Annotated in this window: 15 protein-coding genes; 9 read left to right on the top strand and 6 right to left on the bottom strand. The window is 63.7% G+C overall.

Annotation, left to right across the window (positions count from 1 at the left end; genetic code table 11):
- Positions 1–76: 76 nt before the first annotated feature.
- The gene (locus tag AC07P1_RS30065) at positions 77–748 is read left to right on the top strand and encodes a hypothetical protein (RefSeq protein WP_494699273.1); all 672 of its coding nucleotides are present in this window, start codon (positions 77–79) and stop codon (positions 746–748) included.
- A complete protein-coding gene (locus AC07P1_RS30060; protein ID WP_090313827.1) occupies positions 749–1,303 on the top strand; it encodes a FlgO family outer membrane protein in 555 nt (184 codons plus the stop codon).
- A 7-nt stretch (positions 1,304–1,310) separates the two neighbouring features.
- On the opposite strand, the gene AC07P1_RS30055 is transcribed toward AC07P1_RS30060, so the two are convergent.
- Complete coding sequence (locus tag AC07P1_RS30055) at positions 1,311–2,138, bottom strand: NAD-dependent protein deacetylase (protein ID WP_494699272.1); 828 nt, start codon at positions 2,136–2,138, stop codon at positions 1,311–1,313.
- 158 nt (positions 2,139–2,296) lie between these two features.
- On the opposite strand from AC07P1_RS30055, the gene AC07P1_RS30050 reads away from it, so the two are divergent.
- From AC07P1_RS30050 to AC07P1_RS30030, 5 genes are all read left to right on the top strand, one after another.
- Positions 2,297–2,881, top strand: coding sequence for an RNA polymerase sigma factor (locus AC07P1_RS30050; RefSeq protein ID WP_471706487.1), 585 nt, complete (start codon positions 2,297–2,299; stop codon positions 2,879–2,881).
- Complete coding sequence (locus AC07P1_RS30045) at positions 2,878–3,639, top strand: zf-HC2 domain-containing protein (RefSeq protein ID WP_494699271.1); 762 nt, start codon at positions 2,878–2,880, stop codon at positions 3,637–3,639. The genes AC07P1_RS30050 and AC07P1_RS30045 overlap by 4 nt, the downstream gene beginning before the upstream one ends.
- On the top strand, positions 3,636–5,090 hold the full coding sequence (locus tag AC07P1_RS30040; protein ID WP_494699270.1) for a S8 family peptidase: 1,455 nt from the start codon (positions 3,636–3,638) through the stop codon (positions 5,088–5,090). Before AC07P1_RS30045 ends, AC07P1_RS30040 begins: the two co-directional genes overlap by 4 nt.
- Positions 5,087–5,791, top strand: a complete 705-nt coding sequence (locus AC07P1_RS30035) for a TorF family putative porin (RefSeq protein WP_494699269.1) — start codon at positions 5,087–5,089, stop codon at positions 5,789–5,791. Before AC07P1_RS30040 ends, AC07P1_RS30035 begins: the two co-directional genes overlap by 4 nt.
- A gap of 214 nt (positions 5,792–6,005) precedes the next feature.
- Positions 6,006–6,623 (top strand): PEPxxWA-CTERM sorting domain-containing protein, encoded by a 618-nt coding sequence (locus AC07P1_RS30030; RefSeq protein WP_494699268.1) that lies wholly within the window; start codon positions 6,006–6,008, stop codon positions 6,621–6,623.
- Positions 6,624–6,672: 49 nt separating this feature from the next.
- On the opposite strand, the gene AC07P1_RS30025 is transcribed toward AC07P1_RS30030, so the two are convergent.
- The 4 genes from AC07P1_RS30025 to ppsA all read right to left on the bottom strand — a co-directional run bounded on the left by AC07P1_RS30025 (position 6,673) and on the right by ppsA (position 11,097).
- Entirely contained in the window at positions 6,673–7,089 is a 417-nt protein-coding gene (locus AC07P1_RS30025) for a DUF4259 domain-containing protein (RefSeq protein ID WP_494699267.1), read from the bottom strand.
- A gap of 10 nt (positions 7,090–7,099) precedes the next feature.
- The gene (locus AC07P1_RS30020) at positions 7,100–8,050 is read right to left on the bottom strand and encodes an SPFH domain-containing protein (RefSeq protein ID WP_209714004.1); all 951 of its coding nucleotides are present in this window, start codon (positions 8,048–8,050) and stop codon (positions 7,100–7,102) included.
- A 23-nt stretch (positions 8,051–8,073) separates the two neighbouring features.
- On the bottom strand, positions 8,074–8,505 hold the full coding sequence (locus AC07P1_RS30015) for an NfeD family protein (RefSeq protein WP_494699266.1): 432 nt from the start codon (positions 8,503–8,505) through the stop codon (positions 8,074–8,076).
- 162 nt (positions 8,506–8,667) lie between these two features.
- Complete coding sequence (gene ppsA, locus AC07P1_RS30010; RefSeq protein WP_494699265.1) at positions 8,668–11,097, bottom strand: phosphoenolpyruvate synthase; 2,430 nt, start codon at positions 11,095–11,097, stop codon at positions 8,668–8,670.
- A 159-nt stretch (positions 11,098–11,256) separates the two neighbouring features.
- Here ppsA and ppsR point away from each other — a divergent pair, with 159 nt between their 5' ends.
- Both ppsR and AC07P1_RS30000 read left to right on the top strand, forming a co-directional pair.
- On the top strand, positions 11,257–12,105 hold the full coding sequence (gene ppsR, locus AC07P1_RS30005) for a posphoenolpyruvate synthetase regulatory kinase/phosphorylase PpsR (protein WP_315212929.1): 849 nt from the start codon (positions 11,257–11,259) through the stop codon (positions 12,103–12,105).
- Position 12,106: 1 nt separating this feature from the next.
- Entirely contained in the window at positions 12,107–13,156 is a 1,050-nt protein-coding gene (locus AC07P1_RS30000; protein ID WP_494699264.1) for an endo-1,4-beta-xylanase, read from the top strand.
- 155 nt (positions 13,157–13,311) lie between these two features.
- Here AC07P1_RS30000 and AC07P1_RS29995 read toward each other — a convergent pair whose 3' ends face one another.
- The gene (locus AC07P1_RS29995; RefSeq protein ID WP_494699263.1) at positions 13,312–14,523 is read right to left on the bottom strand and encodes an EAL domain-containing response regulator; all 1,212 of its coding nucleotides are present in this window, start codon (positions 14,521–14,523) and stop codon (positions 13,312–13,314) included.
- Positions 14,524–14,538 lie beyond the last annotated feature (15 nt).

Below are 14,538 nucleotides of genomic sequence, written 5' to 3'. Positions count from 1 at the left end.
GCCGCCGTTCCCTTTTCGCGGCGCCGGATAACGTTAGACTTTTGACGATGAGGCAACAATGGCGCTGAAAACTGCAATGGCTCTGGCAGCCGGCTTGATCCTGTCAGGATGTGCGGCGCGCTACACGCCCACCCCGCTGGCCGCGAACTTCCCCATCACCAAGCAGGCCAAGCTGCAAGCCGCCTACCATTGGGGCGTGGTGTCCAACAGCATCGAAAAGCGGCTGGTGGCCGAGCTCAAGAAGAGCCCGCCCCGCCCGGTCTTCATCAATGAGCCGGCCGAGTCGAACGCCTTCCAGCGCGCGCTGGTCACCCAGCTGACGACCTCGCTGGTGAACGACGGCTATGTCGTCACGCGCACGCCGGCCGGTTCGCTCAAGATCGACCTGGACATCCAGGCCGTCACCTTCGCCGCCGACCGTCCGCAATACCGTCCTATCGGCGAGCGCACGGCGCTGCCCGGCGGCGTTTCGATGGCCGAGCTGTCGCCGGCGCCGCTATCGACCGAGGAGGCGATGAACGCCGGCTGGGACCCGTACGACCTCAACAACGCCCAGTTCGCCCCCGGCCAAACGCCCAAGACCGAGATCATCGTGACCCTGTCGGTGTCGGACCAGTACCGCTACCTGGCGCGCACCACGTCGGCCTATTACGTGGCCGATTCCGACCGCGAACTGTACGGCGTGCTCGAGCAGGACGCCGAACTGACCAAATTGACCCGTACCTTCAAAGTACGCGGAGACATGTAAATGCCGATGACATCCCTGGCCCGCGCCGCCGCGCTGGCGCTGCCGTTGCTGCTGGCGGCCTGTTCCTCCACCGCCACCAAGGAGGAAGGCAACTATTCGACGATCTCGTCCAACCAGTTCATCGACGCCAACTACAAGGCCGCCGATTCGCTGATGCATCAACTCAGCGGCAAGCTGACCGCCGACAAGCCGTTGATCATGGCCACCATCGTCAACATCGACGCTTTGGAGCAGACCACGACCCTGGGCCGGCTGGTGTCGGAGCAGGTGTCGACCCGCCTGGCGCAGGGCGGCATGCGCATGATCGAGATGAAACTGCGCAACAACGTCTACCTGAAGCGCAATCAGGGCGAGCTGATGCTCACCCGCGAAATCGGCGAGGTGGCCACCGCGCACAACGCCCAGGCGATCGTGGTCGGCTCCTACGCCGAAACCAGCGACATGGTGTTCATCAACGTCAAGGTGATCCAGCCGAACTCCAACCTGGTGCTGGCCGGACAGGACTATGTGCTGGCCAAGGAAGCCATCGTCCGTTCGATGTTGCAGCGGAACTAATCCGAACTCATAGCAGGCGCGGCAGCACCTCGGCGGCGGCCGCCTCCACCTTCAGTCCGATCAGGTCGTCCGCGCGGGTCTTGCCGAGATTGATCGCCGCGATCGGCTTGCCCGCCTCGGCCGCCAGCTTGCAGAAACGGTAGCCCGAAAACACCATCAACGACGATCCGACCACCAGCAAGGCGTCGGCGCGCGCCATCATGGCCAGCGCGTCGGCCGTGCGCTGGGCCGGGATGTTATCCCCGAAGAAGATCACATCCGGCTGCAAGGTGCCGCCGCAATGCCCGCAGACCGGCACGTGGAAGTGCTGAAGCGCCTCCAGCTCGACTTCGGCGTCGCCGTCGGGACGCACCTCGGCGTCGACCGCGAACAGGCCGGGATTCGCTTGCAGCAACGCCGTCTGGATCGCGGCGCGCTCGCTGATGCGGCGGCAGTCCAGGCAAACGACACCATGGATATTGCCGTGCAGCTCGATCAGCTTGCGGCTGCCGGCGCGCTGGTGCAGGCCGTCGACGTTTTGCGTGATCAGGCCGTCGATGCGGCCGGCCTCCTCCAGCGCCGCCAGCGCGCGGTGGCCGACGTTCGGCGCGGCATGGGCCAACGTTGGCCAGCCCACCATGCTGCGCGCCCAGTAACGGCGGCGCACGCCCTCGTCGCGACGGAAATCCGGCCCCTGGATCGGTGTGCGGCCGCGCCGCACGCCATCCTTGTCGCGGTAGTCGGGGATGCCGGAGTCGGTGCTAAGGCCGGCCCCGGTCAGGACCAGCACGCGCCGGTGCTGGTGTAAAAACGTTTGCAGGCGATCGATTTGAGCGTTCAGGTTCATGAATGCCATGGTAGCCCAATCCGGGTGGTAGCATGCGTCATGGACAGGTTTTGACCCGGCGTCGCTGGTGACCGCTTGTTGCGTGCTTGTTGCACGTATTTATTTGCTGTTTAGTAGAACCATTTGTCGGCGAAACGGCATCTACGGCAAACAATGGAGGATGGCGGATGCGTCAATCACAGGGCCTGTCGACGGGCTCATTACCGGATGCGAACGAGGCGTGCCTGCTAGGCAGGATAGCGGGCGGGGACAGGGCCGCCTTCGAGCAGTTGTACCGGAGCTATTTTTCGCGCCTGTCGCGCTTTATCGGACGGATGACCCGCAATGCAACCTTGATCGAGGAAATTGTCAATGACACCATGTTGGTGGTCTGGCAAAAAGCCGAGACCTTCGACGGCAGTTGCAAGCCGTCCACGTGGATTTTCGCCATCGCCTACCGCAAGACCCTCAAGGGTTTGCGTGGCAGCGACGATCCGGTGGAATCCGATGCTTCATTGTACGAGGATGAAAGCGGCAACCAGCCCGAGCAGACGATCACCCGGCTGCAACTGCAAAACACGGTCGCCGAGGCGTTGGATCAGTTGCCCGCCGCACAGCGCGCGGTGATGGTGCTAACCTATTATCACGAGATGGCCTACAGCGACATCGCTGAAGTGGTCGATTGCCCGGTGAACACGGTCAAAACCCGTATGTTCCACGCGCGGCACAGATTGAAGGATTTGTTGTGGAACGAGAGAGAGAACGGTCGATGAACGGGCGAGTCTTCAGACTGGATGTCCCGGCTCACCAGGCGGTGCAGGAACTGCTGCCCTGGTACGCGTCATCGCAACTGGAAGCGGACGACGCGCACCGCGTGGAAGTGCATTTGCACACCTGCGAGCAATGCCGTCAGGATTTGCAATGGGAGCGCGAGATGCTGGACCAAGGGAGCGCCGACACCGCCCTGCCGCCGGGTGTGGACATGGAACGGGCCTGGGCGCGCATACTGCCCGCGCTGGGTCCGGTGGACGACATTGAAGATGCCCCGGTGCGCGCCAACGCGGCGCCCGCCGGCAAGGCAACGGTCGCGCCTCCCGCCGATGTCAAGCCGCTGGCCGACGCGCCGGCGCCGGGCGTCCCGGTCGTGCCACGGCGCTGGTGGGCCATGGGCGCGGCCAACCAGCCGACCTGGCTGCGCTGGGCGGTGGCGGCGCAATGGGTGCTGATCGTCGGCCTGATCGCGCTGCTGGCGCGTCCCGACGAAGCGCCCGCCGCGTATCGCGTGCTGGGCAACAGCGTCGGCGTCGCCCCGGCCGGCAATCTGGTGGTGATGTTCCAGCCCACCACCACCGAACGCGAACTGCGACGCATCCTGCAAGCGCAAGGGGCGCGCGTGGTCGACGGCCCGACCGTGACCGACGCCTACCTGATCAGCGTGCCGGCGGAAAACCGCGACCGCGCGCTGCAGGCGCTGCGCGCCGACCCGGCCGTCAAGCTGGCCGAGGCGCTCGACGACGGCGGCACGCCTTGAACGCGCGCGCCATCGTGCTTGCCGCCTTGTTTGCGTTATCGGCCGGCACCGTCTTCGCTGGTTCCCATGACGCGCAAGCGGCGTCACCGACTCCCGTGGCCGGCGCCGCCCCGCCTGCGGGCGACGAACGCATACTGCCGCCGGCCGACGACGGCGCACACGACCCTGGCGCCAACCAGCTGCTGGTGATGCTGCGCCTGCCGGCCACCCACTACCGGCCCGACGCCACCTATGGCGGCCGCTATATGGACGACAGCGGCAGCGGCGGACGCCGGCGCCGCGCCGAAGCATTGGCGCGGCAGCACGACATGACGGTGGTCGAAGGCTGGGCCATGTCGCTGCTCGGCATCGATTGCTACGTGATGCGCTACAAGGACAACGCCGACGCCGCCCGCATCATCGAGCAGCTGTCGCGCGATCCGCAGGTGGAATGGGCGCAGCCGGTGGCCAGGTTCGAAGGCATGGCCGGACAGGCGCCGCGCGGCGCCGCGCCGCAGACCGCGCCGCTGGCACCCGCCGCGAACGCGGCGGCCGGCGCCGGCGCGGCCGACGCGCTGTATCCGGTGCAGCCGGCAGCCCGCTACTGGCATGTGGCAGACCTGCACCGCTACACCACCGGCAACGAAGTACGTGTGGCGGTGATCGACAGCGGCATCGACGGCAACCACCCCGATCTGCAGGGCCAACTGGCGGTCAACGCCAACTTCGTCGACAACGGCGAGCCGCCGCCGGAGATCCACGGCACGGCCGTCGCCGGCATCATCGCCGCGCGCACCGGCCACGGCGGCATCGTCGGGGTGGCGCCCAGGGCCAAGCTGATGGGCTTGCGGGCCTGCTGGCAACTACCCAACCAGGGCACCCGATGTAACAGCTTCACCTTAAGCAAAGCCATCAACTACGCCATACTCAACGGCGCCAAAGTGATCAACCTGAGCCTGTCCGGTCCGCCCGACAGGCTCTTGGACCGTTTACTGGACGTGGCGCTGCAGCGCGGCATCGGCGTGGTCGGCGCGATCGACGCGCAGGCGAGCGCGCCAACCTTCCCGGCCAGCCATCGCGGCGTGCTGGCCGTCGCCTCGCAGCCGAGTGTCAAGGTGTCCGGCAATTTCGCGCCGGTGAGCGCGGCAGCGTTGATGGTCAAGACGGCGGCGGCCGCAGGGCTGGAGCGGCCGCTGTTCGCCCCGGGCAACGACGTCCCGACCACCGCGCCGGGCGCGCGCTGGTCCTTCGTCAGCGGCAGCTCGTACGCGGCGGCCCACGTGTCCGGCATGCTGGCGCTGTTGGGAGAATTGCAGCCGGGCGCCACGCCCGCCCAGTTGCGGCGCATGCTGCAACCGTCAGAAGTGTTGAACGCTGTTAATATTGACGCATGCGCCACCATTTCCCATCTCATCGACCATTGCAGCTGCGGCTGCCCCGCCAAATTGACCCAGCGCGGCGCCAACCCGTGAAATCACACGGTCTGGTCATCGGCCTCGCCTGCCTGTGCGCGGTGGCGCCGCCCGCGCGCGCGCAGTTGGATATGGACATCAGCGGCAGCGTGGCGCTGCAGTCGGAGTATCGTTATCGCGGACAAAACCCCGGCAAGGGCAACGCCGTGCCGCAGGTCACAATCAATATCGACGGCGTGGCGGGATGGTATCTGGGCGGGTTTGCCAGCGCCATGACCATCGGCGACGCCGAAGGCTACAAGCTGCAAGGTTACGCCGGCTATGCGCGTCGGCTTCAGTCGGGCGGCAGTTGGGAGGTTGGTTGCAGCCGCATCACCTACACGCAAGCGCATCCTAACGATTTTTCAGAGTGCTACGCCGGCTTGAGCTTTGAGCGTGGCAGCACGCGGATCTATTACTCGCCCAAGTACCTGGGCTTCCCGGTGAAGACTGTGTACGCCGAGGTCAGCGCCTTCTACCCGGTGCATCCGCGCTTCAACCTGATCGCCCACGCGGGCGTTCTGCATAACATCAGCGGCGGCTACTGGGCGGGCATCCCGACCTCCTCGCGCATCGACGCGCGCCTCGGTGTCGGCATCCCCTTCGGTAACTGGACGGTGCAAATCGCCCGCGAATACGTGCAGGACGACGGCCGGCGCTACGCGTGGTATCCGGTGCACCCGCCCAAATCGTGGAGCCTCGGGCTCACCTACGCGTTCTAAACTCCACGGCACGCCCCCTCGCGTGTCCTCCCCCTTGCGCCCTCCCGGGCACGCTGTTCCTCGCCGCCAGTCCGGCGCGGGACGCATGGCCTGTGCCGTCGGAGCGACATGCGCTGCCGAAAAAACTAGCACAAAATAAATTACTAGATTACAATTAAGTTACCCTATAGGGAATATAAGTTTCTAAAAACAAATTTTACGGAGAAATACCAAAATGACTGTCACGAACCTGTTCAAATCCTCCGCGCTCGTCGCCATGCTGTCCGCCGGCAGCGCCTTCGCCGCGCCCGTGGAACTGCTGGTGAACGGCAGCTTTGAGGCCACCCACCAGGCTGCAGGCAGCTGGTCCAATTACGCCAGCCTGACCGGCTGGACCGGCGGGCACAGCGGTATAGAACTGCGCAACAACGTCTACGGCGTGGCGCCCGATGGATTCAACTTCGTCGAGCTGGACACCACGCGCAACAGCAGCATGACTCAGACCGTGCTGACCACCCTCGGCCAGCACTATACGCTGAGCTTCCAGTTTCAGGACCGCCCGGGCGTAGCCACCTCGTCGCAAGGCCTGTCGGTAGACTGGGGCGGCAACTCGATCGGCCACGTCAATAACTCGCTCAACGGCGGCTGGCAAACCCAAACCTACTCGCTGATCGGCGACGGTTCGGCGATGAAACTGAAGTTCATCGCCACCGGGACCAGCGACAGCCTGGGCACCTCGCTGGACAATGTCTCGTTGACCACCGCTGTGCCCGAGCCGGAAACCTACGCGATGCTGTTGGCCGGCATGGGTCTGATCGGCGTGGCAGCGCGCCGCCGCAAGGCCGCCAAGTAATTTCCGCGGCACGCCATCAAAAAAACGCCCTTCCGGGCGTTTTTTCGTTTCAGGCGACGATGCGTTCACGCAGGGCTTCGACCGACGCGCGCCATTCCTCGTAATGCTCGCTCTCGGCCCACAGCTCGCGCAACTCCGATTGGTCGGACAGGATGCGGGCGATGGCCTGCAAGGCCTTGTCCTCCAGATCGGCGCGCCGGCGCGCTTTCGGCTTGCGCGCCCCGACCCACTCGTCCACCGCCTTGCTGTCGGCGCTGGCCGCGCCGCCCTTGCCCTGAAGGCGCGCGAGGACCTCGATGGCCACCAGCGCCTCCGCCGCGAACGGCGCCTCCAGCTCGCCGGCGCCGGTGTCGAGCGCCGTGTTCAGCGTGTCCTCGACCGCGTCCAGATTGCTAACCTCCTGCAAATCCTGCGCCCAGTCCTGCGCGTAGTCGTTGCCGAAAGCGTCCACCGCCCATGTACCCATCATCCGCTCCTTATGCTTTGGCGGGTTTGATCAGCGACGCGTCCTTCTGCGTCTTCACCACCTGCATCGCGGTCGCGATCAAGCCGCTCATCTCACCCAGGTTGGCCGGGATGATAATCGAGTTATTGGTTTTGGCAAGCTGGCCGAAAGCGCCGACGTATTGCTCCGCCACCTTCAGGTTGACCGCGTCCTCGCCACCGGGCTCGCGGATCGCGGCGCCGACCTGGCGCAGCGCCGAGGCGTTGGCTTCCGCCAGCGCGACGATGGCGGCGGCCTGGCCTTCGGCGCGGTTGATGGCGGCCTGCTTGTCGCCTTCCGAGCGGGCGATCTGCGCCTCGCGCTCGCCGTTGGCGATGTTGATCTGTTCCTGCTTGCGGCCTTCGGAGGCGGCGATCAGCGCGCGCTTTTCGCGCTCGGCGGTGATCTGCGCCTGCATCGCGTGCAGGATCTCCTTCGGCGGCGTCAGGTCCTTGATCTCGTAACGCAGCACCTTCACGCCCCAGTTGGCGGCCGATTCGTCGATGGCGTTGACCACCGTGGTGTTGATGTGGTCACGCTCCTCGAAGGTCTTGTCCAGCTCCATGCGGCCGATCACCGAGCGCAAGGTGGTCTGCGCCAGCTGCGTGATGGCGGCGATGTAGTTCGACGAACCGTACGAGGCGCGCATGGCGTCGGTGATCTGGAAGTACAGGATGCCGTCCACCTGCAACTGCGTGTTGTCCTTGGTGATGCAGACCTGCGGCGGCACGTCCAGCGGGATCTCCTTGAGCACATGCTTGTAGGCGATGCGGTCGACGAACGGGATCACGATATTGAGGCCCGGCCCCAGGGTCGCATGGTATTTACCAAGCCGCTCGACGACCCAAGCATGCTGCTGCGGCACCACGTTGATGGTCTTGAAAACAAACACCAACGCCAGGACAAACAGCACCAAACTTACGTTACCAAAACTGATATCCATCTAAACTCTCCAGTGAATTAATCTTAGCCGGCCACGATCAAGCGGCTGCCGCGCACTTCGCGGATCTTGTACTGCCCCGGCGCGGGATTGGCCTCCAACGCGCTGCGGTCGAGCTCAACGTCCCACAGCGCGCCGCGATACATCACGCGCGCCGAGCCATCCTGCCAGGCCGGCACATTGACCGTCTGGCCGATATCCATATTGACGTTGGGATCGCGCTCGGCCTGCACGCGGCCCCCCTGCCTGCCAAAGCGGCTGCGGCGCAGCGCGACCGTGGCGGCGACACCCACCAGCGCGGCCACCAGCGTCTGCAACGCCAGACCGAGCCCCAGCAGCGCGGCCAGCGCGCCGGCGGCCAGCCCGATGGCGATCATCAGCAGGTAGAACGTGCCGATGAACAGCTCCAAGATGACGATCGCCCCGGCGGCGACAAGCCAGTAACTCCAGTCAGCCATGATGTTCTCCCTTTATGGCGGTTGAAAAATGCAAAAACCCCCGCTTCCCGAATCGGGACACGAGGGTTTTTGCAGCAAGACAGATGGTATTGATAGAGTTTTTTGCAACTAAATTCGACAACTCCAGTCTATACCATTTTCAGCCCGCGTCAAACTTTATTCTTACTTCTGCAGCGCGGCCAGCTTCTGCCACGTGTCGATCACCGAGTCCGGGTTCAGCGACATCGACTCGATGCCCTGCTCCATCAGCCAGACCGCGAAGTCCGGATGGTCGGAAGGACCCTGGCCGCAAATGCCGATGTATTTGCCTTGCGCGCGGCAAGCCTTGATCGCCAGCGACAGCAGCGCCTTGACGGCCGGATCGCGCTCGTCGAAGTCGGCCGCCAGCAGCGCCATGCCGGAGTCGCGGTCCAGGCCCAGGGTCAGCTGGGTCAAATCGTTGGAACCGATCGAGAAGCCGTCGAAGTGCTCCAGGAACTGGTCGGCAAGGATCGCGTTCGACGGCACTTCGCACATCATGATCAGACGCAGCTCGTTTTCGCCGCGAACCAGGCCGTTCTTGGCCAGCAGGTTGACGACCTTCTCGGCCTGGCCCAGCGTACGCACGAACGGAACCATGATCTCGACGTTGGTCAAGCCCATGTCGTTACGCACGCGCTTCATCGCCTGGCATTCCATTTCGAACGCGCCGGCGAAGTCCTCGGCCAGGTAACGCGCCGCGCCACGGAAGCCCAGCATCGGGTTTTCCTCGTCCGGCTCGTAGCGCGAACCGCCGATCAGTTTTTTGTACTCGTTCGACTTGAAGTCGGACAGGCGCACGATCACCGGTTTTGGCCAGAAGGCGGCGGCGATGGTGGCGATACCCTCGGCCAGCTTGTCGACGTAGAAGGCTTTCGGCGAGGCGTGGCCGCGCGCGACCGACTCCACCGCTTTCTTCAGGTCCGCATCGATGTTCGGGTATTCCAGAATCGCTTTCGGGTGAACGCCGATGTTGTTGTTGATGATGAATTCCAGACGCGCCAGGCCGACACCGGCGTTCGGCACCGACTGGAAGTCGAACGCCAGCTGCGGATTGCCGACGTTGAGCATGATCTTGGTCGACAACTTCGGCAGCTCGCCGCGCGCCACTTCCGACACTTCCGTTTCCAGCAGGCCGTCGTAGATCTTGCCCTCGTCGCCTTCGGCGCAGGACACGGTGACGAAGGTGCCGTCCTTGAGGATCTCGGTGGCGTCGCCGCAACCGACAACCGCGGGCACGCCCAGTTCGCGGGCGATGATCGCCGCGTGGCAGGTACGGCCGCCGCGATTGGTGACGATCGCCGAGGCGCGCTTCATGACCGGTTCCCAGTTAGGGTCGGTCATGTCGGCCACCAGCACGTCGCCCGGCTGCACGCGTTCCATGTCGGCCGGGTCGTGGATCACGCGTACCGGACCGGCGCCGATCTTCTGGCCGATCGCGCGGCCGGAGGTCAGCACGGTGCCGCTCGATTTCAGTTTGAAGCGTTGCTGCACGTCGGTCGCCTTCTGCTGCGATTTGACGGTTTCAGGACGCGCCTGCAGGATGTACAGTTTGCCGTCGCGGCCATCCTTGCCCCACTCGATGTCCATCGGACGGCCGTAGTGGTTTTCGATAATGACGGCGTACTTGGCCAGTTCCACCACTTCGGTGTCGTTCAGCGAGTAGCGGTTGCGCATTTCCACCGGCACGTCCACGGTCTTGACCGAGCGGCCAGCCTTGGCTTCGTTGGTGAACTCCATCTTCAGCAGTTTGGAGCCGATGTTGCGGCGGATGACAGGCGATTTGCCTTTTTCCAGCATCGGTTTGTGGACGTAGAATTCGTCGGGATTGACGGCGCCCTGCACCACCGTCTCGCCCAGGCCATAGCTGGAGGTGACGAAGACCACGTCCTTGAAGCCGGACTCGGTGTCGATGGTGAACATCACGCCGGCCGCGCCCAGGTCGGAACGGACCATGCGCTGCACGCCGGCCGACAAGGCGACTTCGGCGTGGGTGAAGCCTTTGTGGACGCGGTACGAGATCGCGCGGTCGTTGTACAGCGAGGCGAAGACGTGCTTCATCGCGTCCAGCACGTTTTCGATGCCGACGACGTTGAGGAAGGTCTCCTGCTGGCCGGCGAACGAGGCGTCCGGCAAATCCTCGGCGGTGGCCGACGAACGCACGGCGAACGACATTTCGGTGCTCGAATCGGCCACCAGTTTGTCGTAGAAGGTCTCGATCTCTTGTTGCAGGCGTGGCTGGAACGGGGTCTCGACGATCCATTGACGGATCTCGGCGCCCGCTTGCGCCAGCGAGCGCACGTCGTCGATGTTCAAGTCGGCGAGGCGGTCGGCGATGCGCTCGGCCAGCGGCTTGCCGCCACCGACGCTATGCGACAGGAAGTCGCGGAATGCCTGCGCCGTGGTGGCGAAGCCGCCCGGAACACGCACACCGGCTTCCGCCAGTTGGCTGATCATTTCGCCCAGCGAGGCGTTCTTGCCGCCGACGGATTCGACATCCGTCATGCGCAAATTTTCGAACGACGCGACGTAAACCGCTTCGTTATTTTGCTCCTTCAATGCTGCGTTAGACATATTGACACCTTTTGATGATAGAAATCTTCCGGCGGTGCGCAGACGCTTTGTTTCATTCTTGTTATTCTGGGCGTCGTGCAGCACAATCTTACCTATGGCGTCCATTCTACAGCCTGCGGCTCAAATTGACGATTCACAATCCTGACAGGCTTACATCACATGACACAAGAACAACGTCCTCCCCTGCCGTCGTCCGCCCGCACCGTGTTCTTCGTCTCCGACGGCACCGGCATCACGGCCGAAACTTTTGGTCACTCCGTGCTAACCCAGTTCGAGTTGCGCTTCCGCCAGGTCCGACTGCCTTTCATCGATACCCTGGACAAGGCGCACGACGCGGCGCGCAAGATCAACGAGGCTTTTGCAACCGACGGTCAACGTCCGATCATCTTTTCGACCCTCGTGCAGACCCAGTTATCGGACGTGATCCGCGCCTGCAAAGGCATGTATATGGACTTGTTCCAGACCTTTGTTGCTCCGTTGGAACAAGAATTAAATGTCAAATCGACACACACCATTGGCCGCTCACACAACATTGTCGACAGCGAGGAATACAAAAACCGCATCGAGGCGATCAACTTCTCGCTGGCGCACGACGACGGCCAATCGCACAAGAACCTGGCCTCGGCCGACGTGATCCTGGTCGGCGTTTCGCGCTCGGGCAAGACGCCAACCAGCCTGTATCTGGCCATGCAGTACGGGATCAAGGCGGCCAACTATCCGCTGATCCCGGACGATTTCGAGCGCGGCAAGCTGCCGTCGTCTCTATACGACTTCAAGCCGAAGATTTTCGGGCTGACGATCACGCCGGAGCGCCTGGCCGAGATCCGCAACGAGCGCCGCGCCGGCAGCAAATACGCGTCGATCGAGAACTGCCGTTATGAGGTCAACGAGGCGGAAATGATGATGAAGCGCGAGGGCATCCGCTGGCTGTCGTCGACGACCAAATCGATCGAGGAGATTTCGACCACGATCCTGCAAGAGATCAAACCTAACCGTCGGGAGTACTGACATGATCCGGCGCGCCGCGTTGACCATGCTGTTGGGGACCTTTGTTTTGAACGGGGCCGCGCAGGAGACGCCCTCCCTGGCGAAAGCATACGAGGGCCGGTTGAAGATCGGCGCCGCCATCGAACCGTCGCAACTGACGTCGGCCGAAGCGCCGCTGCTGGCGGCGCACTTCAACAGCATCGTCGCCGAAAACGTCATGAAGCCGACCGATATCCAGCCAAAGGAAGGCGCGTACAATTTCGCCCCCGCCGACAAGCTGGTGGCCTACGCGCAAGGGAGCGGCATGGCCATGCGCGGACACACGTTGCTGTGGCATCTGCGCACCCCCGAGTGGATGTGGACCGACAGGGAAGGCAAACCGGCGTCGCGCGATCTGGTGCTGGCGCGTTTGAAGTCGCATATCGAGACGGTCGTCGGTCGCTATAAGGGCGCGGTGTATGCCTGGGACGTGGTCAATGAAGTCATCGACGAGAAGCAGCCAAACTGCCTGCGCAAGGACAAATGGTTCGCGGCGACCGGTGAGGACTACATTGAACAAGCCTTCCGCTACGCGCACGCCGCCGACCCGAAGGCAAGGCTGTACATCAACGACTATTCGACCGAGGAACCGGCAAAACGTCAGTGCCTGGAACGCGTCGTCAAAGACTTGATCGCGCGCGGCGTGCCGGTGCATGGGGTCGGGCACCAGATGCACGTGTCGGTGTTCGGACCGTCGGTTGAATCGATCGACGAATCGCTGACCACCTTCGCGCGCTTAGGCTTGGAGAACCAGGTGACGGAGCTTGATGTAAGTCTGTACCGGTACAAGGCGAAGGCGCTGTCGGACAGCCAGAATAGGCTGCTTCAACTGCAGGGCGAGCGCTATGCGGCGCTGATGAAGGTTTTCCTGGCACACCCGGAGTTGCGCGCGGTAACCTTATGGGGCATCTCCGACAGCCACACCTGGCTCAATCACGGCGAGTACGAAGGACGCCACGACTCGCCGCTGCTGTTCGACCGCCAGCAAAAGCCCAAGCCAGCGTACACCGGCATGTTAAACGCGGCAAAATAAGAAGGAAAACCCAAATCCGGTGCGGCGAGCGTGAAGGCAGACGGGTTCAATAACGCGCAAACCCGAGGGCGGGGACGCGGGAATACCTGGGAGACACGTAGGGCAGATTAGCCGAAGGCGTAATCCGCCACGCATGCTAGCGTGGCCGCAGGTATTTAGAAGAAATGCTGCCAGTCGGCGAGCCAGGCGGGGAACTCTTCGACCGGCATCGGCTTGGCGATGTAGTAGCCCTGTGCGTAGGTGCAGCCCAACCCTTGCAGGAAGTCCCAGTCCTGCTTGGTTTCGACGCCGACCGCCACCGAGCGGCGGTCCAGGCTGCGCGCGAGGCCCAGGCAGGACCGCAGCACCGTGCCGATGGCTTGCTTCTTGGAGGCCCCGTCGACGAAGCTGCGGTCGATCTTCAATTCTGAAAATGGTATGCGCGCCAGCAGTTGCAGGTTGCTACGCCCCGTGCCGTAGTCGTCGATGGCCAGGCCGAAGCCTTTCATCCGTAGCCGCAGCAGCCGTTCGAGGAAGTGCGGGTCGGTCGTGAGCACCGACGATTCCGTCATCTCGAAGGTGATGTAGTCGGGCAGGATGCTGTGCCGCGCCAGGCAGGCCGCGATCTGCTCCATGAACTGCGGATGCGCCAACGTGCTCTGGTCGACGTTGATCGAGAACGAGATCGGGATGCCCTGGTCGTGCAGGATGCGGCAGGCGGCGACCGACTTTTCGATCATGCTCCAGTCGAGGAAGTCGATGCGCCGGTTCTGCTCCAGCACCGGCATGAACGATGCCGGCCCCAGTACGCCATGCAGCGGATGGCGCCAGCGCGCAAACATCTCCAGCCCCTTGACCTGTCCCGTCTCCAGTTCTATCTTGGGCTGAAAGTGGGGGTCGAATTCACGCGCCTGCAATCCGGCGCCCACTTCGGCGAACGACATCGGCTCCACCTTGCCGGTGGCGGCGTGGGGTTCCGGCCGCTGCAGATGGTTGGCGACCAGCGCTTCGAGGCGGCTGCCGATGACCGGCTTGCCGACCGCGCCTAGCACGTTGACGCCGTAGGCGTCGGCCATCGTCTCGACCGAGAACAGCACCGCGTTGGTCTGGGCGCCGACGATGATAATGCCGGCGCTGCTTTTCGCTTCGCCCAGCCGGCGTATCAGTTCCAATGCGTCCATGCCTGGCAGGGCCAGGTCGAGGATGGCGATATCCACCGGCGGCGTGATGCCGGCGCTGAAGTGGCGCAGCGCGGTGTAGCCGTCGGGCGCTTGCGTGATCCGGCCCACGCCCAGATGGACCAGGATATCGGCCAGCGCGTGCCGTTGTACCTGATCCCCTTCCGCTACAAGAAAGTGCAACTGCGAGTGCAACTGCGCGATATCCATGACGGCTCCGATCAA

Source organism: Duganella sp. GW821-FHT07F09 (genome assembly GCF_059418705.1).
Note: the sequence above shows the minus strand (reverse complement) of the source record. Positions and strands in the feature narration are given on the sequence as shown.

Excerpts from the sequence above, each read along its gene's own strand:
- AC07P1_RS30015 (WP_494699266.1), bottom strand. The coding sequence starts at position 8,505 with ATGGCTGACTGGAGTTACTGGCTTGTCGCCGCCGGGGCGATCGTCATC.
- AC07P1_RS30020 (WP_209714004.1), bottom strand. The coding sequence starts at position 8,050 with ATGGATATCAGTTTTGGTAACGTAAGTTTGGTGCTGTTTGTCCTGGCG.
- AC07P1_RS30030 (WP_494699268.1), top strand. The coding sequence starts at position 6,006 with ATGACTGTCACGAACCTGTTCAAATCCTCCGCGCTCGTCGCCATGCTG.
- AC07P1_RS29995 (WP_494699263.1), bottom strand. The coding sequence starts at position 14,523 with ATGGATATCGCGCAGTTGCACTCGCAGTTGCACTTTCTTGTAGCGGAA.
- AC07P1_RS30060 (WP_090313827.1), top strand. The coding sequence starts at position 749 with ATGCCGATGACATCCCTGGCCCGCGCCGCCGCGCTGGCGCTGCCGTTG.
- AC07P1_RS30050 (WP_471706487.1), top strand. The coding sequence starts at position 2,297 with ATGCGTCAATCACAGGGCCTGTCGACGGGCTCATTACCGGATGCGAAC.
- AC07P1_RS30055 (WP_494699272.1), bottom strand. The coding sequence starts at position 2,138 with ATGGCATTCATGAACCTGAACGCTCAAATCGATCGCCTGCAAACGTTT.
- AC07P1_RS30065 (WP_494699273.1), top strand. The coding sequence starts at position 77 with ATGGCTCTGGCAGCCGGCTTGATCCTGTCAGGATGTGCGGCGCGCTAC.
- AC07P1_RS30045 (WP_494699271.1), top strand. The coding sequence starts at position 2,878 with ATGAACGGGCGAGTCTTCAGACTGGATGTCCCGGCTCACCAGGCGGTG.
- AC07P1_RS30025 (WP_494699267.1), bottom strand. The coding sequence starts at position 7,089 with ATGGGTACATGGGCGGTGGACGCTTTCGGCAACGACTACGCGCAGGAC.
- ppsA (WP_494699265.1), bottom strand. The coding sequence starts at position 11,097 with ATGTCTAACGCAGCATTGAAGGAGCAAAATAACGAAGCGGTTTACGTC.
- AC07P1_RS30000 (WP_494699264.1), top strand. The coding sequence starts at position 12,107 with ATGATCCGGCGCGCCGCGTTGACCATGCTGTTGGGGACCTTTGTTTTG.
- ppsR (WP_315212929.1), top strand. The coding sequence starts at position 11,257 with ATGACACAAGAACAACGTCCTCCCCTGCCGTCGTCCGCCCGCACCGTG.